This window comes from Trujillonella humicola (assembly GCF_046233715.1).
GTDB lineage: Bacteria > Actinomycetota > Actinomycetes > Mycobacteriales > Geodermatophilaceae > Trujillonella > Trujillonella humicola.
In genome coordinates, this window is record NZ_JBJNRJ010000045.1 from 2,205 (window position 1) to 22,579 (window position 20,375).

16 protein-coding genes and 1 pseudogene are annotated in these 20,375 nt (G+C 77.9%); 6 read left to right on the forward strand and 11 right to left on the reverse strand.

Going from position 1 to position 20,375, the window contains the following annotated elements:
• From ACK586_RS18850 to mraZ, 3 genes and pseudogenes are all read right to left on the reverse strand, one after another.
• A pseudogene (locus ACK586_RS18850) lies at positions 1–623 on the reverse strand (hypothetical protein); the annotation flags it as partial.
• Positions 620–1,657, reverse strand: a complete 1,038-nt coding sequence (rsmH, locus tag ACK586_RS18855) for a 16S rRNA (cytosine(1402)-N(4))-methyltransferase RsmH (RefSeq protein ID WP_409332036.1) — start codon at positions 1,655–1,657, stop codon at positions 620–622. The pseudogene ACK586_RS18850 and the gene rsmH, both read right to left, overlap by 4 nt.
• A gap of 334 nt (positions 1,658–1,991) precedes the next feature.
• Positions 1,992–2,426: a division/cell wall cluster transcriptional repressor MraZ gene (gene mraZ / locus ACK586_RS18860; RefSeq protein WP_409332037.1), complete on the reverse strand. Its 435-nt coding sequence runs from the start codon at positions 2,424–2,426 to the stop codon at positions 1,992–1,994.
• Positions 2,427–2,954: 528 nt separating this feature from the next.
• Here mraZ and ACK586_RS18865 point away from each other — a divergent pair.
• From ACK586_RS18865 to ACK586_RS18875, 3 genes are all read left to right on the forward strand, one after another.
• Positions 2,955–3,923, forward strand: coding sequence for an AAA family ATPase (locus tag ACK586_RS18865; RefSeq protein ID WP_409332038.1), 969 nt, complete (start codon positions 2,955–2,957; stop codon positions 3,921–3,923).
• Between the two features lie 71 nt (positions 3,924–3,994).
• A complete protein-coding gene (locus ACK586_RS18870; protein ID WP_409332039.1) occupies positions 3,995–5,275 on the forward strand; it encodes a DUF58 domain-containing protein in 1,281 nt (426 codons plus the stop codon).
• Positions 5,272–7,659 (forward strand): transglutaminase TgpA family protein, encoded by a 2,388-nt coding sequence (locus ACK586_RS18875; RefSeq protein ID WP_409332040.1) that lies wholly within the window; start codon positions 5,272–5,274, stop codon positions 7,657–7,659. Before ACK586_RS18870 ends, ACK586_RS18875 begins: the two co-directional genes overlap by 4 nt.
• A gap of 211 nt (positions 7,660–7,870) precedes the next feature.
• Here ACK586_RS18875 and ACK586_RS18880 read toward each other — a convergent pair whose 3' ends face one another.
• Positions 7,871–8,275, reverse strand: coding sequence for a DUF3040 domain-containing protein (locus tag ACK586_RS18880; RefSeq protein WP_409332041.1), 405 nt, complete (start codon positions 8,273–8,275; stop codon positions 7,871–7,873).
• 218 nt (positions 8,276–8,493) lie between these two features.
• Positions 8,494–9,723: a DNA polymerase IV gene (dinB, locus tag ACK586_RS18885; RefSeq protein ID WP_409332042.1), complete on the reverse strand. Its 1,230-nt coding sequence runs from the start codon at positions 9,721–9,723 to the stop codon at positions 8,494–8,496.
• Positions 9,724–9,971: 248 nt separating this feature from the next.
• Here dinB and ACK586_RS18890 point away from each other — a divergent pair, with 248 nt between their 5' ends.
• The 3 genes from ACK586_RS18890 (at position 9,972) to ACK586_RS18900 (ending at position 12,659) form a co-directional block, all read left to right on the forward strand.
• Positions 9,972–10,298, forward strand: coding sequence for a BatC protein (locus ACK586_RS18890; protein WP_409332043.1), 327 nt, complete (start codon positions 9,972–9,974; stop codon positions 10,296–10,298).
• A gap of 239 nt (positions 10,299–10,537) precedes the next feature.
• On the forward strand, positions 10,538–11,638 hold the full coding sequence (locus ACK586_RS18895) for a cupin domain-containing protein (RefSeq protein ID WP_409332044.1): 1,101 nt from the start codon (positions 10,538–10,540) through the stop codon (positions 11,636–11,638).
• 19 nt (positions 11,639–11,657) lie between these two features.
• Entirely contained in the window at positions 11,658–12,659 is a 1,002-nt protein-coding gene (locus ACK586_RS18900) for a ferredoxin family protein (RefSeq protein ID WP_409332045.1), read from the forward strand.
• 9 nt (positions 12,660–12,668) lie between these two features.
• Here ACK586_RS18900 and ACK586_RS18905 read toward each other — a convergent pair whose 3' ends face one another.
• The 6 genes from ACK586_RS18905 to ACK586_RS18930 all read right to left on the reverse strand — a co-directional run bounded on the left by ACK586_RS18905 (position 12,669) and on the right by ACK586_RS18930 (position 20,270).
• Positions 12,669–13,850 (reverse strand): alkaline phosphatase family protein, encoded by a 1,182-nt coding sequence (locus ACK586_RS18905; protein ID WP_409332046.1) that lies wholly within the window; start codon positions 13,848–13,850, stop codon positions 12,669–12,671.
• Positions 13,847–14,599, reverse strand: coding sequence for a class I SAM-dependent methyltransferase (locus tag ACK586_RS18910; RefSeq protein ID WP_409332047.1), 753 nt, complete (start codon positions 14,597–14,599; stop codon positions 13,847–13,849). Before ACK586_RS18910 ends, ACK586_RS18905 begins: the two co-directional genes overlap by 4 nt.
• Before the next feature lie 202 nt (positions 14,600–14,801).
• Positions 14,802–15,404 (reverse strand): GDSL-type esterase/lipase family protein, encoded by a 603-nt coding sequence (locus ACK586_RS18915; RefSeq protein ID WP_409332048.1) that lies wholly within the window; start codon positions 15,402–15,404, stop codon positions 14,802–14,804.
• A gap of 75 nt (positions 15,405–15,479) precedes the next feature.
• Positions 15,480–19,355 carry a DNA polymerase III subunit alpha gene (locus ACK586_RS18920; protein WP_409332049.1) on the reverse strand — a complete coding sequence of 1,292 codons (3,876 nt, stop codon included), beginning with the start codon at positions 19,353–19,355 and terminating at the stop codon, positions 15,480–15,482.
• Between the two features lie 79 nt (positions 19,356–19,434).
• Positions 19,435–19,932 (reverse strand): SAV_6107 family HEPN domain-containing protein, encoded by a 498-nt coding sequence (locus ACK586_RS18925; protein WP_409332050.1) that lies wholly within the window; start codon positions 19,930–19,932, stop codon positions 19,435–19,437.
• Between the two features lie 17 nt (positions 19,933–19,949).
• Positions 19,950–20,270, reverse strand: a complete 321-nt coding sequence (locus ACK586_RS18930; protein ID WP_409332051.1) for a DUF6504 family protein — start codon at positions 20,268–20,270, stop codon at positions 19,950–19,952.
• Positions 20,271–20,375: the final 105 nt, after the last annotated feature.

Sequence of the window (20,375 nt, forward strand, 5' to 3'; positions counted from 1 at the left end):
CGCTCGGGGGTGGCCGTGGGGACCGCCAGGGCCCCCCCGCCCCCCCCCCCCCCCCCCCCCCCGCCCCCCCCCCCCCCCCCCCCCCCCCCCCCCCCCGCCGCGGCGGCCGCGGCCATCACGCCGGGCGCCCCGGCGGCCACCACCTGCTGCTCCAGCTGCTCGAGCCGCTGCTGCCGCTGGGTGTTCTCGGCGCGCAGCTCGGTGGCCTTCAGCGAGTTGACCGCGATGGCCGTGTTGAGGAACAGCAGGGCGAGCGTGGTGCCGACCAGCAGCCCGACGACCAGCAGCACGAACGGCGTCCGGCGGGCGGTGCCGGTGGCCGCGCGGCGCCGTGGCTCGCCGACCGCGGGGGCCGGGACGGGCCGCGGCACCGGCCGGGACGGGCGCGTCCGGACGGCTCCGGCACGGACCGGCGCGGAGTGCGCGCGACCGCGCACCGGCGCGGCCGGGCCTGCCGGGACGGGCGCCGGCGCGCTGCGGGGGGTGGGGCGGGCCGGCGCGGCGGTCCGCGCGGCGAGCGGGCGCGCCGCCCCGGCGCGGGGCGCGCTGCGCGCGGGACGCGGGCGGGCGGCGGGCCGCGGGGCGTCGTCGTCGGGCCGGGACGCCCGGGCGGTCGCGCTCATGCTGCAGCCCTCCGGATGCGCTCGGCGGCTCGGACGCGGGCCGAGGCGGCCCGCGGATTGGCGGCGACCTCGGCCTCCGACGGCGCCTCGCCACCCCGGGTGACCAGGCGCAGGACCGGAGCCAGCTCGGGGACCGGCACGGGGAGCTCCGGCGGCGTCCGGTCGGCCGCGCCGGCGGCGAGCACCTGCTTGACGATGCGGTCCTCGAGCGAGTGGAAGGTGATGACGACGACGCGGCCGCCCACCGCCAGGGCGTCGAGCGCCGCCGGCAGCGCCCGCTCCAGGACGCGCAGCTCGTCGTTGACCTCGATGCGCAGCGCCTGGAACGTCCGCTTGGCAGGGTGACCGCCGGTGCGGCGGGTCGCGGCGGGGATGGAGGTCCGCACGAGCTCGGCCAGCCGGCCGGTGCGGGTGAACGGCTCGGTGCGGCGCTCCCGCTCGATGGCCGCGGCGATCCGCGCGGCGAAGCGCTCCTCGCCGTAGACGCGCAGCACGCGGGTGAGCTCGCCGGCGCTGTAGGTGTTGACGACGTCGGCGGCCGTGCGCCCGGTGGTGGGGTCCATGCGCATGTCGAGCGGGGCGTCGGCGGAGTAGCTGAACCCGCGGTCGGCCCGGTCCAGCTGCAGCGAGGAGACCCCCAGGTCGAACAGGACGCCCTGCACCTCGGGGAGGCCGAGGGAGGCCAGGACCTCCGGCAGCTCGTCGAAGACCGCCGGCACGAGCGTGGCGCGGTCGGCATGACCGGCGGCGGCGATGCGGCGGGCCGCCTCCGCGCGGGCGTCGGGGTCCCGGTCGAGGCCGACCAGGCGCAGGCCCGGGTGGGCGTCGAGGAGGGCCAGCGAGTGCCCGGCGAGGCCCAGCGTCGCGTCGACGAGGACGGCCCCGGGTGTGGCGCAGGCGGGAGCCAGGAGCTGGGTCACGCGCTCGAGGAGCACCGGGACGTGCACCGCCCCGGGGCGCGCCGAGCCCTGCACGGGCTCGCTGGTGCTCATCGTCGACTGCTCCTCGAACGGGTCGGATGCGGGCTCGTCCATGGTGGCGCGGAGCTGGGCGTCGGCGGGGTCGGCACACCGGGGCGGATCGCGGGGATCCCGGGCGACCGGCGTGGGGAGACGGGGTGCACCGAGCGGGTCCGGGCGCCCCGCGGAGCTCGCCTGGCGCCGGGGAAGTGCGTCAGGTGGTGCTCCGCGGGGGCGCCGGGTCCGCCGGCCCGGCCCTGGCGGGCCGGGGCGACGTGCCGAGCGGTGTCGGCGGCTCCGCGGGTCGGACCGAGTCGCGGGGAAGGCGACTCGGGCCGGGGGCCGGTCGAGCCGCGGGGAAGACGGCTCGGTCGGAGAGGCGCGGAGGGGCGTCGCGGGGGCGTGCGGCTCAGGACAGGGTCGGCATCCCCTCGCTCTCCATGGCGGCGTAGGCGGCTTCCTGCTCGGCCACGTAGGCGTCCCACGTGGCGGCGTCCCAGATCTCGAACCGGGTGTCGACGCCGACCACGACGACGTCACGGTCCAGGCCGGCGTACTCGCGCAGCCCGGCGGGGATGGTGATGCGGCCGGTCTTGTCCGGCTCGACCTCGACCATCGACCCGAAGCTCATGCGGGCGCGCATGCGCGCATCGGCGGTGTCGGAGGGCGCCATCGCGGCGGCGGTGCGGCTCTGCTCGGCGACCCGGGCCATCGTGAGGCCGTAGATGCAGCGCTCCTGGCCCTTCTTGATCACCATGCCGTCGCCCACCTGGTCGCGGAAGCGGACGGGGAGCGCGAGCCGGCCCTTCTCGTCGAGGCGCAACGGGTAGCTGCCGACGAACACCGGACCACCTCCCCCATGCGTCCTCCCTGACCTCTGCGGGGACCCCGGGACGGGCCCTGCCTCCCCACCGGGCCACACAGTAACCCACCAGCCCCCACTGGACACCACTCGACACCATGTCGTGACCGCGGTCCCCCACCGCCGCCCCGGCCGGTCCCGGCGCAGGTCAGACGGGCGGCGGGCCGGCGGTCCGGCGGCCGTCCCCGGGCCGGCGCGGAGGGGCGGCGCCACCCGTCCGAAGGCCGCGGGCGGGCCCGGTGGACGTGCGGTGGGGGCCGGTGGGGACGCCGGTGGGGTGCGGTGGGGCAGGTCGTGGGGCGCGGTGGGGCCGCCGGTGGGGCGCGGTGGGGGCCGCCGGTGGGGCGCGGTGGGGGCCGCCGGTTGGGGCGGCGGCCGCTGCGTCGACACGGCCCCGCCCGCGGTCCGCCCGCCGGTCCGCCCGACAGCCGGGACGGCAGTCCCTGCCGCGGGACCGGGCCGCGCGCGCGACCCGGTCCGCGGTGGCGGGCGGCACGTACCGTGGGCCGGGTGACCGACGTGTACCGGCCCGCCCCCACGGTCGACGTCGCTGCCGCCGGTACCGCGATCCTGGCGAACATGGGCCGCGTGGTGCGCGGCAAGGCCGACGTCGTCCACCTGGCCCTGGTCGTCCTGCTGGCCGAGGGGCACCTGCTGGTGGAGGACGTCCCGGGCGTCGGCAAGACGACGCTGGCCAAGGCGCTGGCCGGTTCGATCGACGGCAGCGTGCGGCGGATCCAGTTCACCCCGGACCTGCTGCCCAGCGACGTGACCGGCGTGGCCGTCTACGACCAGGAGTCGCGGGAGTTCGAGTTCAAGCCCGGCGCGGTCTTCGCCAACGTCGTGGTGGCCGACGAGATCAACCGCGCCTCCCCCAAGACCCAGTCGGCGCTGCTGGAGTGCATGGAGGAGCGGCAGGTCACCGTCGACGGCGTCAGCTACGAGCTGGCCCGGCCCTTCATGGTGGTCGCCACGCAGAACCCGGTGGAGATGGAGGGCACCTATCCCCTCCCCGAGGCCCAGCGCGACCGGTTCACCGCGCGGGTCTCCATGGGCTACCCCGACCGCGAGGCCGAGCTGGCGATGCTCGACGACCAGACCGGCGTGGACCCCATGAGCACCCTGCGGCCGGTCGCCGACGCCGCCACCGTGCGGGCGCTGGTGGACACCGTGGGCCGGCTGCACGTCTCCGAGGCCGTGCGCCGCTACGTGGTGGCGCTGGTCGAGGGCACCCGGCGCTCGCCGGACCTGCGGCTCGGCGCCTCGCCCCGCGCCGGCCTGCAGCTGCTGCGCACCGCACGGGCCGCCGCCGCCCTGGCCGGGCGCGACCACGTGCTCCCCGACGACGTCCAGGCACTGGCCGTGCCGGTGCTCGCACACCGCCTGCTGCTCTCCGCGGACGCCGCCGCCGGGCGGCGCACCGGCGAGCAGGTCGTCGCCGGCCTGCTGCGCACCACCCCCGTGCCGCGCGGGCGCTGACCGTGGCGGGGGGCGGCGGGCGGACGGCCCGGGCCGGAGTGCTGGCCTCCCTCACCGTCCGCGGGCGCTGCATGCTCGCCGTCGGCACGACGCTGCTCGCCCTCGGCGCGTTGCTCGGCGAGCTCCCGCTGGTGCAGGTCGCCGTCTTCGTCCTGGCCCTGCCGCTGCTGTCGGCGCTGGGTGTCGCGCGCCGCCGGTTCCGGCTGTCCACCCGCCGGACGGTCACCCCGTCGCGGCTGCCGCGCGGCGGGCAGGCCGAGGTGCTGCTCGAGGTCACCAACGCCGACCGCCGCGCCGGCGGCCTGTGGCTGCTCACCGAGCCGCTGCCGCCGGAGCTCGGACCGGCGCCGACGTACGTGCTGGAGCGGCTGCCGGCCGGCGGCACCGCGCCGCTGCGCTACCGGGTGGCCGGCACCCGGCGCGGCCGCTACCCCCTCGGCCCCCTGCGGCTGCGGCTGGTCGACCCGTTCGGCCTGGTGACGCGGTCGGTGTCCGGGACCGACACCGGGTCGCTGCTGGTGGTCCCGCGGGTGCGGCCGCTGACCACCGCCGGCCTGACCGGGGGCGAGGGCCGCGACGGCGAGGGCGCCCGCCGCTCGATCGCCGTCCAGGGCGAGGACGACGTCAGCACCCGGGTCTACCGGCACGGTGACGACCTGCGGAAGGTGCACTGGCGGGCGACGGCCCGCACCGGCGAGCTGATGGTCCGGCTGGAGGAGCGCCCGTGGCGCTCCTCGGCCACCCTGCTGCTCGACACCAGGACGCGGGCGCACCTGCTCGTCCCCGGCGGGCAGCCGCCGGCCGGCGACGGGCCGGAGGACAGCCTGGAGTGGGTGGTCGAGGCCGCCGCCAGCATCGGCACCGCCCTGGCCGCCGGCGGCGCCGCCGTGCGGGTGGTCACCGACGCCGGCGAGCTGGCCGCGGCCGACGGTCGCCACGGGCTCGCTCCCGGCGAGCTGCTGGACCGGCTCGCCGTCCTGCGCCCCTCGCGCGGGACCGACCTCTCCGCCGCCGCGGATGTCCTCGCGCGGGCCGGCGGGGACGGCCCCGTGGTCGCGCTGCTGGGCGCCGTCGGCGCGGAGGACGCCGCCCGGCTGGCGCGGGCCCGCTCCGGGCCCGGGGCCGACCTGGCCGTGCTCGTGGACGTCGCGGGCTACGCCCCTCCGGGCCCGCGCGGCCGGCGCGGGGCCACCGAGGCCGCCCGCGCCACCCTCGCCCGGCAGCAGGAGGACGCCGCCGCGGTGCTCTGCGACGCCGGGTGGCGCGTGGTGGTGGCCCCCGCCGGCCGGCCGGTGGAGGAGGTCTGGGCGGCGCTCGCCCGGGTGCCCCGCGGTTCGGTGGTGCCCGCGTGAGCGCCCCGGACCCGACTGCCCCGATCCGGCAGGACGCCGGTACCACCCTGGCCGCCGCCGCGGCGACGGCGCTGGGAGCGGGTGCGCTCGCGCCGGTCTTCAGCGCCCGTGACTGGGTCCCGGGCGTGCTCGTCGCGATCGCCACCGTGGCGGTCACCGGTTTCCTGCTGCGGCTGGCCGGGCCGGCGCTGTGGCTGTGGGCCAGCGGTGGGCGGCCGCCGTCCCCGCGGTGGGCCGCCCTGGGCGTCCCGCTGGTGCCGCTGGGCCAGCTGGCCGCCCTGGGCTGCGCCCTCACCGCCCTGTTCGCCCCGGCGGAGGCCGTCGGCGGTGTCCTGCCCACCCGGGCGGCCCTCGCCGACCTCGGTGCGGTGCTCGTCGACGGCAGCGACCAGATCCGCGAGCAGTTCACCCCCACCGAGCCGCTGACCGGGCTGTGCGCGCTCACCGCGCTGATGCTCGGCATCCTCGCCGTCGTCGTGGACCTGGTGGCCGTCGGCGGCCGCCAGCCGGCGCTGGCCGCGGTGGCGCTGCTCGTCGTCTTCTGCGTGCCGGTGAGCACGATCGACGGCGGCATCGGCCTCGCCGCCGTCGCGCTGCCGCTCGCGGGCCTGGCGCTGCTGCTGTGGGCCGACCAGCACCGCCGGCTGGCCTGGCGGCCGCGGCGGCCCGGCGGGTCCCGGCCGGCGACGGGCGCGGTGACGGCCGTCCGCACCGGCCTCCTGGCGCTCGCCGCGGCGGTGGTGCTCGGCTCGCTGGTGCCCACGCTCGGCGAGGGCGAGTTCGCCGACCGCTGGCGGGCGGGGTCCTCGGGCGGCGGCGGGTCCACCGGCACCTCGCTGGACCCCACGGCCTCCCTCCAGGGCGAGCTGACCCGGGAGGACCCGCTCGAGCTGTTGCGGGTGGAGGCCGACGTCGACGATCCGGGGTACCTGCGCGCGGTCGCCCTCGACGTCTACGACCCCGAGGTGGGCTGGCGGCTCGACGCCCTGGACGCCGACCGGGTCCTCGCCGAGGCCGGCCCCCTGGCGCCACCGCCGGCCGAGGCGAACGGTCGCGTCGTGGGCGCCCGGGTGACCGTGCTCGACCACGACGACCACTTCCTCCCCGTCCTGTCCTCGCCGCTGCGCGTCCAGGTGCAGGACGACGGCGGGCACTGGCGGTTCGACCCGGCCTCCGCCACCGTCTTCGCGCCGGACACCACCACCGGCGAGGGGCTCGTGTACGAGACGCTCGGTGTGGAGCCGCGACCCGCGCCGGAGCGGCTGGCCGCCTCCGAGCGGGTCGCGCCGAGCAGCGCGGAGGCCGGCCTGGCCGTTCCGCCGGCGCTCGAGGAGTCCGTCTCCGGCATCGTCGTCGAGGCGCTCGGCAACGCCAGGACGCCGGCCGAGCGCGTCCAGGCGATCTACGCGTTCATGACCGACCCGGCCAACGGCTGGACCTACAGCCTCTCGACCGATCCCGGGACCACCGGCGACGACCTGGCCGACTTCCTGCTCAACCGGCGGGGGTACTGCGAGCAGTACGCCGGCGCCATGGCGGTCATGGTCCGCGCCGCCGGCGTGCCGGCCCGCGTGGTGCTCGGCTACACGCCGGGCATCGTGCAGCCCGACGGCAGCCGGCTGGTCACGAGCAACGACGCGCACGCCTGGGTGGAGGTCTTCTTCGACGGGGTGGGCTGGATGCCCTACGACCCCACCCCGATCGACGCCGACCGCGCGGTCGACCTGCCCTGGGCCCCCCGTCCGCCGGCCCAGGAGGTCGACCCGCGTGCCGACGCGCCGGCGGCGCCGCTGCCGGCTCCCGCACCGGTCGCGCCGCCCGTCGACCCCGGAGCCGGGAGCACCTCGTCCGCCTCGGGCGGGTCGGACGGCGGCGTCCGGATCGGGACCGTCCTGGCCGTGGCCGGCGCCGTGCTGGGTGCGGCGGTCCTCGGCGCGGCACCCGCCGCCGTCCGCGCGGTGCAGCGCCGCCGGCGGCTGGCCACGGGATCGGCGACGTCGGCGTGGGACGAGCTGGCCGCCACCGCCCGCGACCTGGGACTGCCCTGGGATCCGTGGGAGACGCCGCGGCAGGTCGCCGCGCGGCTGTCCGGACAGCTGCCGGCGACGCCGGCGGCCGGCCGCGGCGCCCACCGCACGGACGGACGGCGGGCCGGCGGCGCGCGGGACGCGGTGACCCTGCTGGCCCGCGCGGAGGAGGCGGCCAGCTATGCCCGGCCGGGCAGCGGCCCGGCGCCGGGCGAGCTCGCCGACGCCGTGCACAGCGCCCGGCGCGGCCTGCTCGCCACCGCGGCGCTCCCGGTCCGGCTGCGGGCGCTGCTGCTGCCGGCCTCGGTGCCGGCCACGCTGCTCGGGGGCCGGGCGGCCGGGGTCCGGGCCGGCTGACCGCCGGGCTTCCCGCCGCGGCCGGCCTCCTGACGGAGCGTCGCGCCGGACCCCCGGTGGGCGTCCACCCCGGGACCGGGCGTGCAGGTCTGACCGGCGGACGGGCCGCGGGACCGCGCGCGGAGACGACGGCAGCCGCCGTCCGTGCGGACGGCGGCTGCCGGGAGGTGGTGAGGGGCGCGCGCCACGAGGGCGGTGGCGCCGGGGGCGGCTACTGGTCGTAGCGGCGGCGGAAGCGCTCCTCGAGCCGGTTCTTGAGCGGCTGGCGACGGGGCTTGCCGGCGCGGCCGCGACCGGCGGGGCCGCTGCCCCCGGCGGCGGCCGGACCGGCCCCCTGCTCGGGGGCGCCGGTGGCCGACCGGTAGTTGAGGACGACGAGCGCCGCGCCGCCGAACATGACGACGAAGCCCAGGAAACCGAGGACGACCCACTGGGCGACCCCGCCGATCAGCAGCCCCAGGCCGACGAGCACGAGGACCGCCCCGAGCTGGAGCTTGCGCCGTGCCTTCAGCCGGCGGTCGCCGGTCCGTACGGAGGAGGCGAACTTGGGATCGTCGTCGACGAGGGCGCGCTCGATCTGCTCCAGCAGTCGCTGCTCGTGCTCGGAGAGCGGCACCGAGACCTCCATGTGGGCGGAGCCAAGGCCGTCGGAGGCTCCCGCCGACGGTGACACCGAGGATACGAGCCGTTTGCGGGGCGCGAAAGGCGAGTCGTCGCCGACCCGCCGCCCGTGCCCCGCAGATCACTCCCGGGGGTGCCTCGGAGCCTTCCCAGGAGTACCCGCGACCTCGTCGCGGACACCTCGGCAGGCCCTCCGGGTGTGCGGCCGTGTCCTCACCGGTTGGGACGAGCGGAGGGCGTCCGCGGTTCCCGGGCACCCGGCGCGCTCCTCCCCCCGGCGCGCCCCTCCCCCGCGCGGTGCAGCAACGTGGCCGGGCGCACCGCCCCGGCGCCGAACCGGCGGGCGGCGCGGTCGGCGGCGAGCTCGGCGTCGCGGCGGCCGTGCTCGCGGGCGCCGAGCTCCAGCTGCCGGGGGGCGGAGCCGGCGTCGACCAGCCGCTCGGCGCGCACCCCGACCAGCCGGATCCGCGCCCGCTCCAGCCCGAGGGCGTCGAACAGCGCCCGGGCCGTGTCGTACAGCTCCTGCCCCACGTCGGTGGGCACGTCGAGGGTGCGGCTGCGGGTGATGGTGGTGAAGTCGGCGAACCGGACCTTGATGCTGACCGTGCGCGCCAGCCACCCGCCGCTGCGCAGCCGGCCGGCGGTGCGCTCGGCCAGGCGCAGCAGTTCCCGGTGGATGACGGCGGGGTCGTCGACGTCGGTGCCGAAGGTCTCCTCGTGCCCGGTGGACTTCTCCGGCTCGTCGGGCACCACCCGGCGGGGGTCACGACCCCAGGCCAGCTCGTGCAGGTGGCTGCCCGCCGCCTGGCCGACCGCCCGCTGCAGGGTCCGGGCCGGCACGTGCGCCAGGTCGCCGACGGTGCGCAGCCCCAGCCGCAGCAGCACCTCCTCGGTCTTCGCGCCCACCCCCCACAGCGCGCCGACCGGCAGCGGGTGCAGGAAGTCCATGACCTCGGCGGGGCGGACCACCCGGAGCCCGTCGGGCTTGGCGGAGGTGGAGGCGAGCTTGGCGACGAACTTGGTGGGGGCCACGCCCACCGAGCAGGTGATGCCCTGCTCGTCGAAGACCCGCGCCCGCAGGTACTCCCCGATCTGCGCGGCGTCGCCCAGCCGGCGACCGGCGCCGGAGACGTCGAGGAAGGCCTCGTCCATCGACAGCGGTTCCACCAGCGGCGTGACCGACCGGAACAGCGCCATGACCGACCGGGAGACCTCCGCGTAGAGGGCCAGGTCCCCCGGCAGGACCGTGGCGGTCGGGCACAGCCGCAGCGCGCGGGCGGTGGGCATGGCCGCGTGCACCCCGTAGCGGCGCGCCTCGTAGGTCGCCGAGGTGACCACGCCCCGGTTGCCCGGCCCGCCGACGATCACCGGCGTCCCGGCCAGCTCCGGCCGCCGGCGCACCTCCACGCTGGCGAAGAAGGCGTCCATGTCCACGTGCAGCACGGGGCACCCCGCTGCCCGTCCGCCCACCACGACCCCCTCCCCTCGAACGCGTGTTCGACCCGACGGGAGGACGGTACGTCCTCCCGTCGGCCTCCTGCGCGTCGTGCGGCGTGTCGTGTCCGAGCCGTTGCCCGGCCGGTCCCGTGCCGGATCTCCGCTGGTCCAGGCCGGTGTGTGAGAGCAGGATGATCGAGGTAAGGGACGCTCGGCGGACCACCGTCCGGTGGCCCACGACCGATGGGAGCAGCATGGCGCTCGACGACGACGACATGACCAGCACGGAGGGCCCGGCCGACGGCGGGGCGGCCGGTGGCGGCTCGGACGGTGGCGCCGACGGCGGTGCCGACGGCGGCGCGGGCCACGGCCCGTCCGACGGCGGGGCGGCCGGTGGCGGTTCCGACGGCGGCGCCGACGGCGGAGCGGATGGCGGTGCGGATGGCGGTGCGGATGGCGGTGCGGATGGCGGTGCGGACGGCGGCGCCGGTCACGGCCCGTCCGACGGCGGAGCGGCCGGTGGAGGTTCCGACGGCGGCGCCGACGGCGGTGCCGACGGCGGCGCGGACGGTTCGGCCTGAGCTCCGACCCCGCCCGTGCGGGCCGGCCGGTCCTCGACCGGCCGGCCCTGCGCCGGTGCACCACCCTGGACCCGGAGGTCTTCGCCGCCGAGTACTGGGCCCGCCGGCCGCTGCTCACCCGCGCCGCCGACAGCGGGGTCGACTTCTCCGACCTGCTCGACCTCCCCGCCGTCGACGAGCTGCTGTCGCGGCGGGGGCTGCGGACCCCGTTCCTGCGCATCGCCAGGGACGGCGCGGTCGTGGACGCCGCGCGCTTCACCACCTCCGGCGGCGCCGGCGCGGAGGTCGCCGACCAGGTCTCCTCCGACTCGGTGCTCCGGCTGTTCGCCGAGGGCAGCACCGTCGTCCTGCAGGGGCTGCACCGGCTCTGGCCGCCGCTGATCGACTTCGCCGACTCCCTCGCCGCGGACCTGGGGCACCCGACGCAGGTCAACGCCTACGTGACACCACCGTCGTCGCGGGGCTTCGCCGCGCACTACGACGTGCACGACGTCTTCGTGCTGCAGATCGCCGGCGAGAAGCACTGGCGCATCCACGCGCCGGTGCACCCCGACCCGCTGCGCAGCCAGCCGTGGACCGACCGCCGCGACGCGGTCGCCGCCGCCGCGGAGGGCGAGCCGGTCGTCGACGCCGTGCTGCGCCCCGGTGACGTGCTGTACCTCCCCCGCGGCTACCTGCACGCGGCGACCGCGCTGGGCGAGATCAGCGCGCACCTGACCGTCGGCGTCCACTCCGTGACCCGCTGGGGCGCCGCCGAGGCCGCGCTGGACGTCGTCCGGGAGCTGGCCGCGGCCGATCCGGAGCTGCGCCGCTCGCTGCCGCTGGGCGTCGACCTGGCCGACCCGTCGGCCGCGGACGGCGACGTCGCCGCCGTCCTCACCGGCCTGCGCGCGTGGCTGGACCGGGTCGACCCGGTGGAGGTGGCCGACCGGCTCCGCGGGCGCACCTGGGCGCAGGTGCGCCCCGAGCCGGTCAGCCCGCTGGCCCAGGCGACCGCGGTGGCCGGGCTGTCGCCGGACACCGTGCTGAGCGTGCGCCCGCGGCTGCGCTGCCAGCTGCGCGAACCGGCCGGGGACCGGGTCGTGCTCGTCGGCGGCCGCCGGCGGCACGAGTTCCCCGCCACCACCGCGCCCGCGCTGGCCGCCCTGCTCGCGACCGGTGAGCTGAAGGTCGCCGACCTCCCGGGCCTCGATCCCGCCGACCAGCTCACGCTGGCGCGGAGGCTGGTCACCGAGTCGATCGCGGTCGTGCCCGACGCCGTGCCGGGAGCCGCGCGCCCAGCAGCGGGTGGCGCAGGGCACGATGGGTCCTGTGACGGCGAGCGCGGGGCGGGACGGTGACCCGGGCGCCGTCGCGGACGTGACCGCTGCGTTCCCCGGGCAGGGCCCGCCGGCCCCGGCCCGGCCGCCGGCGGACCGCCCGGCCGGCAAGCTCACCGACGAACGCTGCTCCGTGCGGGCGCTCGACCGCGGCGACTCCCCCGTCGCCACCGCCGCCCCCGCGCAGCGCTGGGTGCTGATCGAGCAGCCGGGGCCGTGGGGGCGGGACGCGCTCACCCAGTCGCGGATCGACCCGCCGGCCGCCGACCGGCTGGCCCGGCGGGCCCGCACCGAGAACGTGCGCCTGCTGCTGGTCCGCCGGCCCGGCGCGCGCGCCGGCGAGACCGGGCGGCGCTGGGCCTACGTCGACGGCCGGCCCGGCCGCCAGGGTGCCTGGTGGTCGGTGCGCGGGTCGGACGAGGAGATCGCCGACGCGCCGTGGGACGGCAGCGCCGGCGAGCGCCGCGACGACCCGATCTACCTGGTGTGCGCCCACGGCGGGCACGACGCCTGCTGCGCGCTGCGCGGGCGGCCGGTGGCCCGCGGGCTGCTCGCCGCCGGCGCGGACGCCTGGGAGTGCAGCCACCTGGGCGGGGACCGGTTCGCCGCGAACGTCGTCGTCCTGCCGGTGGGCGTCTACTACGGCCGGGTGCCCGGCGACGGGACCGAGCTGCTGGCCGCGCACGAGAAGGACCAGGTGGCGCTGCCGTTCCTGCGCGGGCGGGCCGGGCTGCCGCCGGCGGTCCAGGCCGCCCAGCACCACGCGGCTGCCGAGCTGGGCCTGCTCGGCATCGACGACCTGGCCGCCCGGCGGGCCACCCGCCTGACCCCGGCCGGGCAGGCCGTGGAGCGCTGGGAGGTCGTGCTGGCCGGGGTGGACGGCGACGTCGCCGTGGTGCTCGAGTGCCGGCCGAGCGAGGACGCCTTCCGGCTCACGTGCTCGGCCACGCACGACGCGCACGCCCGGACGTGGGAGGTGCTGTCGACGGTGGTGACCGCCGCCGGCCGGACCGTGACCTCGACGGAGCGCCGCCGGCTCTAGGGGATCCGGTCAGCTCAGCGCCCGGCCCCGCGCGAGCAGCAGCGGGATCGCCAGCTCGGTCCCGGTCAGCGAGCCGTGGTAGGCGACCAGCCGGCTGGGGCCGGGCTCGCTGCGGGACGCGGTGAGCGCCCAGCTGCCGCGAGCCAGCGCGACGACGTCACCGACCCGCCCGGCCACGGCGTCGTCCACCCGGCCGAACACCCCGGTGGCGAACGCCTCCTCCCGGGAGGCGACCCACGCCCGGGAGCCGAGGACCGCGCGCCAGCGCTGGACCAGGTCGTCGGCCGCGCCGGGGACGGCGTGCACGTAGCGGGCGCGCGGCTCCCCGGCCAGCAGCCGGACGCCGTCGAGCAGGTCGGGCTCGTCGTCGAGGTCGAGCCGGGTGTGCACAGGCACGTCGAGCATGCCGTGGTCGGCCGTGACCAGGAGCGCCGCGTCGTCGGGCAGACCGGCGAGGACCTGCTCGACCAGCCGGTCGACGAGCGCGAGCTGGGCCCGCCAGCTCGGGGAGTCGACGCCGCGGACGTGCCCCGTGAGGTCGAGCTCGGGCGTGTAGCCGTAGGCCAGCGTCCGCGGCCCGGCGGTGAGCGCCTGGAGGAGACCGGCGACCAGGTCCCCGGCGCCGACGGTGCCGGAGTAGGCCGAGCCGCGGTAGGCCGCATCGGACAGGCCCGACCCACGGTAGAGGTAGGGCGCGACGGTGGTGACCGCGACGCCGGCCTCGGCGGCCTGCTCGAAGACGGTGCGCTGCGACTGCCAGGCGCGGGGGTCGGGGTCGTCGGCCCACTGGGTGTGGTTGAGCGTGCGCTCCTCGCCCGGCACGGCGGTCACGAAGCCGAGCACCCCGTGGCTGCCCGGTGGCAACCCGGTGCCCAGCGTGGTGAGGCTGACCGGCGTGGTGCTCGGGCAGGGGGCGGAGAGGTCGCCCAGCGGCGCGGCGAGGGCGGCGAGCGTGGGCGCGAGGTCGGCGTGCTGGCGGACGAGGTCGGCACCCAGGCCGTCGACGAGGAGGACGGCGACCCGGCGGGCGCCCGCGAGGACCGCGGTGAGGCCGAGCGGGTCGGCGCTCAGGTCGCCGCGCCGCACGGGTACCCCCAGCGCCGTGGCGACCCCGGGCAGGACGTCGGCGAGGGTGGCGCGGCCGTAGTCGGGGGCGGCGAGGTCCGCGGGGAGGGTCGCCGGGGCGGTCACGGGCGGGTGGCGAGGACGTGCAGCCCGGCGGCGGCGTCCCGGTAGGGCGAGGTCGCGGCGAGCCGGAGCTCGAGCCGGCGGACGGCGTCGGAGTCGGCGCCGGAGGCGGCGTCGAGCAGGTCGGCGACGATCGAGACGCCGCGCCACTCCCCCGGCGCCAGCCCGGCGTCGCGGACGAGGGCGAGCAGCGCGTCGGGGTCGAAGCGGCGGGCGGCGGGGCGGGTGCGGCCGGGCGCGGGGTCCCGGTCGTCGAGCAGGGCGAGGGCCTCCGTCGGATGGCCGCCGAGCGCCCGTGCGAGGACGGCGCCGGCGCGGTTGGCCGTGGCCACGCTGACCGTGCCGCCGGAGCGCACGGCCCGGGCGACCTCGCGCAGGGTGACGCCGGGGTCGTCGACGACCTCGAGCACGGCGTGGCACAGCGCCAGGTCGTAGTTCCCGCCGTCGCCCCCGGCCAGGGGCAGCTCGTGCAGCCGGTCGCCGTCCCCCTGCACGGCCTGCACCGCGTCCCCCACGCCGGCGGTGTCGGCGCGGCGGCGGAGCGTGGCGAGCGCGTCGGCGCTGGGGTCGACGACGGTCACCTCGTGGCCGAGCCGGGCCAGCGGGACGGCGAGGGTGCCGCTGCCGCCGCCGACGTCGAGCACCCGCAGCCGGGTGCCGGTGGCCACGAGCGGGTCGAGGGCCGCCCAGACGGCAGCGGTGCGGGCGGGCAGCTGCTCCGCGCTGGGCGAGGCGGGGGCGGAGGGCGGCACCCGTCGCAGCCTAGTGCGGGCCCGCGGGTGCCGCGGCTCCTCAGGCCGGGACCGCGTCGGCGGCGCGCTCCAGGTCGGCGATGACGAGCTCGCGCATCGTGGACATCGCCTGGACGGCCCGCTGCCGGCGGTCCGGTCGGGGTCGGGGTCGGCGAGGAGCCTCACGAGGCGGGTCGGAGTCAGCGCGTGGCGGCGAGAGTCATCACGCGGCGGCGAGCCACTCCTGCCAGTGCGGGCGGACCAGGTCGGCGAGCAGCGCGTAGCCGGCCGCGGCGGGGTGGGCGCCGTCGCCGGCGGTGACCTCCCGCATCCAGGTGGGGTCGGCGGCCAGGGCGCGGACGAGGGGGACGTACGGCACACCGTGTCCGGCGCACGCGGCGGCGAGGCGGTCGTCGAGGGCGGCGGTCCGCTCGTTGTGGTCGGTGTCGGCGACGGCCGCGGGACCGACCACGAGCACCGGCCAGCCGGCGGCCGCGGCTCCGGTCAGCACCTCGCGCAGGGCCGCGACGGACCGGTCGGGGCGCAGTCGCGGGGCGCCGTCCTCGTGCGTCGTGTCGTTGACGCCCATGGACAGGACGACGCGGGCCTCCCACTCCCCGGTGAGCCGGGGCGTGCACTCGGCGAGCCAGCGGGCGGCGATCTCGGCGCTGGTCTGCCGCCGCACGCCGAGGACGTAGCGGGTCAGCGGCAGGCCGCCGCGCTCGGTCGCGGCGGCCAGCCGGCCGGTCCAGCCGAGGTGCTCGGGGTCGCCGACACCGGCGGTGAAGGAGTCGCCGACGAAGCACACGCGCAGGTCCCGGGTCACGCGGTCATCCTGCTCACGGCGGGAACGGCCCCCTCGCAGGGACCCGCACCAGCGTGCGGGCGCGGGGGTCCTCCGTCAGTGGCCCGGGCTGCCGGGGCTGGAGTGCCACAGCTTCCGCGGTGGCGCGCTCCCCCGCCCGGTGGCGGCCCGCCGCGCGGCGGTGGCGGCGTCCTCCCCGGCCGGTTTGATGTCGGCGTAGGGCGACATCCGGAAGCCGGTCGGGTGCACCAGCACGGGCCTGACCACCACGGGCCGCGAGCCGTGCGACGCCGCTGCCCCGGCGATCGCCTGCTCGGTGTACCCGCCCGGCGCGGCCATCTGCTCGGCGACCAGGCCGAGCCCGCCGGTCTCCCACGCCTCGTAGAGGGCCGGCAGCTCCCAGGCACCGGTGGCCCGGATGGACACCCCGCGCGGTCCGGTGCGCCGCAGCACCCCGCGGATCACCAGCAGCCAGGAGTGGAACACCGTCGCCGCGTACGGCCCCTGCACGTCCTCGAAGAAGGTCGAGTCGGTGCAGCCGGTGCCGTCGTCCAGGGTCACGAACACCACCCGCCGCCCGGAGCGGATGGGCGGGGTCTGGGTGGCCACCTTCACCCCGGCGACGAGCACCTCCGCCCCGCTGCGGGAGCCGAGCAGCTCCCCGGCCGGCACCGCCCCGACGGCGGCGAGGAAGCGGCGGTAGAAGTCGACCACGTGCCGGCTGGCGTCCAGGCCGAGCACCTCGAGCTCGGCGCGGACCAGTTCGGCGTCGGTGAACTCGGGTAGCCCGCTGCCGGCCGCCCACCCCGCCATCGCCCACCCCGGTATCGCCTCCTCCGGCATCCCCTTCTCCGGCCCCGTGTCCTCCTCGGGCAGGTCGAGCCCGAGCAGGTCGAGGCTCAGCTGGCCGACGGCGCCGGCGCGGGCGCCGCTGCGGCTCCACCGGTCCAGCTCACCGATCTGCAGCAGCAGATCGCGCCGGGTGACCGCCGACCGGCTGCGGGTGGGCCGGCCGGCCTCGCGGTCGCGCACCCCGAAGCCGTAGAGGGAGTCGAACCCGCCGGCCAGGACCAGCCGCTCGACCACCGGCCGGGACACCGACGCCCGCTGCCAGAAGTCGCCCAGCGAGCGGTAGGGCTGGCCGGCGACGACCCGGGCGACCTCGTCGTCGGAGATGCCCTTGACGTCGGCCAGGGAGAGCCGGATGCCGTGGCGGGAGGGGTCGGGCAGCGACGCCGGCATCCACTCCGGCCGCCGCCACGCCCGCGGAGGAGATCCGTCGGCGTCACCCCCGCCGATCTCCTCCGCACCGATCTCCTCCGGGAGGACCCGCTCCACCCGGTAGGTGGCCCCGGAGGCGTTGACGTCCAGGCCCAGCACCCGGACGCCGAAGTTGCGGGCGTCGTCGAGGATCAGCCGCTTCGGGTACATGCCCGGGTCGTGGGTGAGCACCCCGGCGAGGAAGGCCGCGGTGTGGTGGGTCTTGAGCCAGGCCGACTGGTAGGTCGGCAGCGCGAACGCCGCGGCGTGGGCCTTGCAGAAGCCGAACGAGCCGAAGGCGACCAGCACCTCCCACACCTTCCCGACCACCTCGGCCGGATAGCGCTCGGCGGCCCGCGGCATGAACCAGGTGCGCACCTCCTCGTGCAGGTCGCGGTCGCCCAGCGCCCGGCGCGCCTCGTCGGCCTGGGCGAGGTCGCAGCCGGTCATCTGCGCCACGATCTGCAGCACCTGCTCGTGGAAGACGACCACCCCGGCGGTCTGCTCGAGGTACGGAGCGAGGTCGGGGTGGGGGTAGACCGGCTCCCGCCAGCCGTTCCGGGCCATGAGGAACGGCGTCACCATGTCGCTCTTCACCGGCCCTGGCCGGAACAGCGAGATGTCGGTGACGATGTCCTCGAACGTCTCCGGCCCGAACTTGCCGACCAGCTCGCGCTGGCCGGGCGACTCGATCTGGAACATGCCCAGCGTGCGGGTGCTGCGGATCAGCTCGAAGGTCGCCGGGTCGTCGCGCGGGATGGCGTCGATGTCGACGGCCTCTCCGTCGACCCGAGCCACCTCGTCGATCGCGTGCGCGATCGCCGACTGCATCCGGATGCCGAGCAGGTCGAGCTTGAGCAGCCCGAGTTCCTCGACGTCGTCCTTGTCGAACTGGCTCATCGGGTAGCCGAGGTAGCTGTTCTCCACCGGGGTGCGGTCCAGCAGCGTGGCGTCGGACAGCAGCACACCGCACGGGTGCAGGGCGATGTGCCGGGGCAGTCCGTCGAGCCGGGCGACGAGGTCGAACAGCAGGTCCAGATCACCCGACCCGCCGCTGCGTCGTGACCCCAGCCTGCTGGCGCGCAGCTCCGGGAGGTCCTTGAGCGCGGCGTGCACCTGGTTGGCCCGGATGTGCGGGAAGGCCTTCGCGACGGCGTCGATCTCGGCCGGCGGGAGGCCCAGCGCGGCCCCGACGTCGCGGATGGCGTGCCGTACCCGGTAGGTGTCCATCATCGAGATGCAGCTGACCCGCTCGGCGCCGAAGCGGCCGATGACCGCGTCGTAGACCTCCATCCGGCGCGCGGACTCGACGTCGATGTCGATGTCGGGCAGCTGGTGGCGCAGCGGGGAGAGGAACCGCTCCATCAGCAGGCCGTAGCGGATCGGGTCGACGTCGGAGATGCCGAGCAGGTAGGTGACCAGGCTGCCCGCGCCCGAGCCGCGCGCCGCCGCCCGCACCCTCAAGCTCTTGATGAGGTCGACCACGTCGGCGACGGTGAGGAAGTAGGACGGGTAGCCCAGCTGCTCGATGACGGCGAACTCCTCCTCGAGCCGCCGCCGCACCGCCTCGGTCGGGGGCATGCCGCGTCGGCCCAGCCCCGCCTCGCAGCGGGCGCGCAGCACCTGCGCCGGGTCCAGGCCGGCCTCGGCGGGGGTGGTGACGACGTCGAGCTCCGGATAGCGCACGGTGCCGACGCCGAGGTCCTCCCGGACGTCGACCACGCACTGCTCGGCCAGCCGGGCGGTGCGCTCCAGCAGCCGCAGCGCGGCGTCCCGGTCCGGGCCCACGAGCTCCTCGGCGAGGTCGGCCATCTCCTTGCCCGACTTCAGGTACCCCTCGGCGGTGCGCCGGTCGATGTGCCGCTGGTCGAGGGCGACCAGCCGGCGGGAGGCGTCGAGCACGTCGGCGGTGGGGGCGTCGAGGGCGTCGACGTACCGGACGGCGTTGGTGAGCACCACCGGCATCCCGGTCTCGGCGGCGAACCGCAGCATCCCCTGCGCCCGCGACCGGTCCCCCCGGCCCCGGTGGTGCACGACCTCGAGGGCCAGCTGCCCCGGGCCGAACACCGCCCGCCAGGCCGACAGCCGGGCCGCGGCGACGTCGGCCCGGCCGGCGGCGAGCGCCCGCCCGACCGGGGAGTCGGGCCCCAGCAGCGCGACCAGCCCGAGCGGGTGCTCGGCGGCCAGGGCCAGCGAGCCCACCGGCTCGCCCCGGGTCCCCCGCAGGTGGGTGGCGCTGGTCAGCCGGCACAGCGACCGCCAGCCGGCGCCGTTGCGGGCCAGGAAGGTCACCCGCGGCAGGCGCGGGTCGACGCTCGCCCCGCCGCGCACCGGGGACCGGCGGGCGCCCCGGCCCGCACCGGTCTCACCCTCGACCCGACCGTCGAGGTCGGGCGGGAGGGGACGGCGGGAGCGGTGCCGCGCCCCCGCCAGCCCCGACGGGCCGGAGCCGAGGGCGTGCGCGAGCGCCGGCGGGACGCTGCTGTCGACCGCGGGGGTGACCGCCAGGTCGACCCCGAAGATCGGCCGGACGTCGGCCGACCGGCAGGCCAGCGCGAACTTCACCGCGCCGTAGAGGCCGTCGCGGTCGGTCAGCGCGAGCGCCTGCATGCCGTGCTCGGCGGCTCGGCCGACCAGGTCGGCGGGGTGGTTGGCCCCGTACCGCATGGAGTAGCCCGAGGCGACGTGCAGGTGGACGAAGGGATCGCTCACGCTCCGGCCTCGCCGGCGCTCGGCCTCCGCGTTCGCGTTCGCGGCGCTGCCGTGTCTCCGGGTGAGCTCGCGAGCTCGCTCACCTCCGGGAGGAGCGGGTACCGCGGTGTGCGGTGCCGCCGACGACCCGGGGGCGCGCAGCGGGCTCCGGGAGCTGGGTCAGGGTGGTCTCGACCACGGACAGGAACGCCGCGACGTCGCGGACCAGGTCGTCGGCCTCGCGCTCGGTGACCGCGCGCGACAGCCCCGCCTCGGCCGCGGCCCGTTTGGCGGCGCCGGCGGCGAAGAAGGTGGCCCACTCCCCCAGCTCCGGGCAGACCTCACCGAGCAGCACCCAGGCGCTGCGCGGACGGCGGCGACCGGACTCCGGCCGGGTACGGGCGGCCAGCACCGCCGCGGCGGCGCGCAGCGCGGCCAGGTGCGCGGTGGCGTACCGCTCCCGGGCGTCGCCGGCCGCGGCGGCCTCGGCCAGCCCGCGCCGCGCCTGGCCCAGCAACCCGGCCGCGGCGGCCGGCACCGGCGGGGGCAGCGGCAGCTGGCCGGCGGACCGGTCGTAGGCCCTGCTGTCGTACGACATGGCTCGCAGCGCACCCATCAGTCGTGCACCCGCACGAGCGACCAGCGGTTCTCCGCCGCGTCCCACGACAGGTCGTAGACGCCGGCGAAGCTCATCCGCGACCGACCGGCGCGCACCGCCTCCAGCCGCCACACCTCTCGCGGGGCGACGAGGTCGCCCGAGGCGCCGCCCCCGGCCGCGCGCTGCCACCAGGCCGGCGTCTCCACCCACGAGTCGAGCAGCTCCCCCACGACGTACCGGGACTGGCCGCGCCAGAACTGCACCGGACCGAGCGGCCCCCGCTCGACCCGGACCTCCTCGCCGACCCGACCGCCGACCCCGCTCAGCACCCGGCCCATGTCAGACTCCCCACCGCTCGGCCACCCGTCGCGCCGGCCCGGATCGCGCCGCCGGGCGGGGAAGGACCCGGGCGGCACGAGGAGCGACGCTGTTCGAACGCGTGT

Bases quoted from the DNA above. Each gene is read 5' to 3' on its own strand.
- ACK586_RS18930 (WP_409332051.1), bottom strand. From the start codon at position 20,270: ATGGGCCGGGTGCTGAGCGGGGTCGGCGGTCGGGTCGGCGAGGAGGTC.
- ACK586_RS18870 (WP_409332039.1), top strand. From the start codon at position 3,995: ATGCTCGCCGTCGGCACGACGCTGCTCGCCCTCGGCGCGTTGCTCGGC.
- ACK586_RS18890 (WP_409332043.1), top strand. From the start codon at position 9,972: ATGGCGCTCGACGACGACGACATGACCAGCACGGAGGGCCCGGCCGAC.
- ACK586_RS18925 (WP_409332050.1), bottom strand. From the start codon at position 19,932: ATGTCGTACGACAGCAGGGCCTACGACCGGTCCGCCGGCCAGCTGCCG.
- rsmH (WP_409332036.1), bottom strand. From the start codon at position 1,657: ATGGACGAGCCCGCATCCGACCCGTTCGAGGAGCAGTCGACGATGAGC.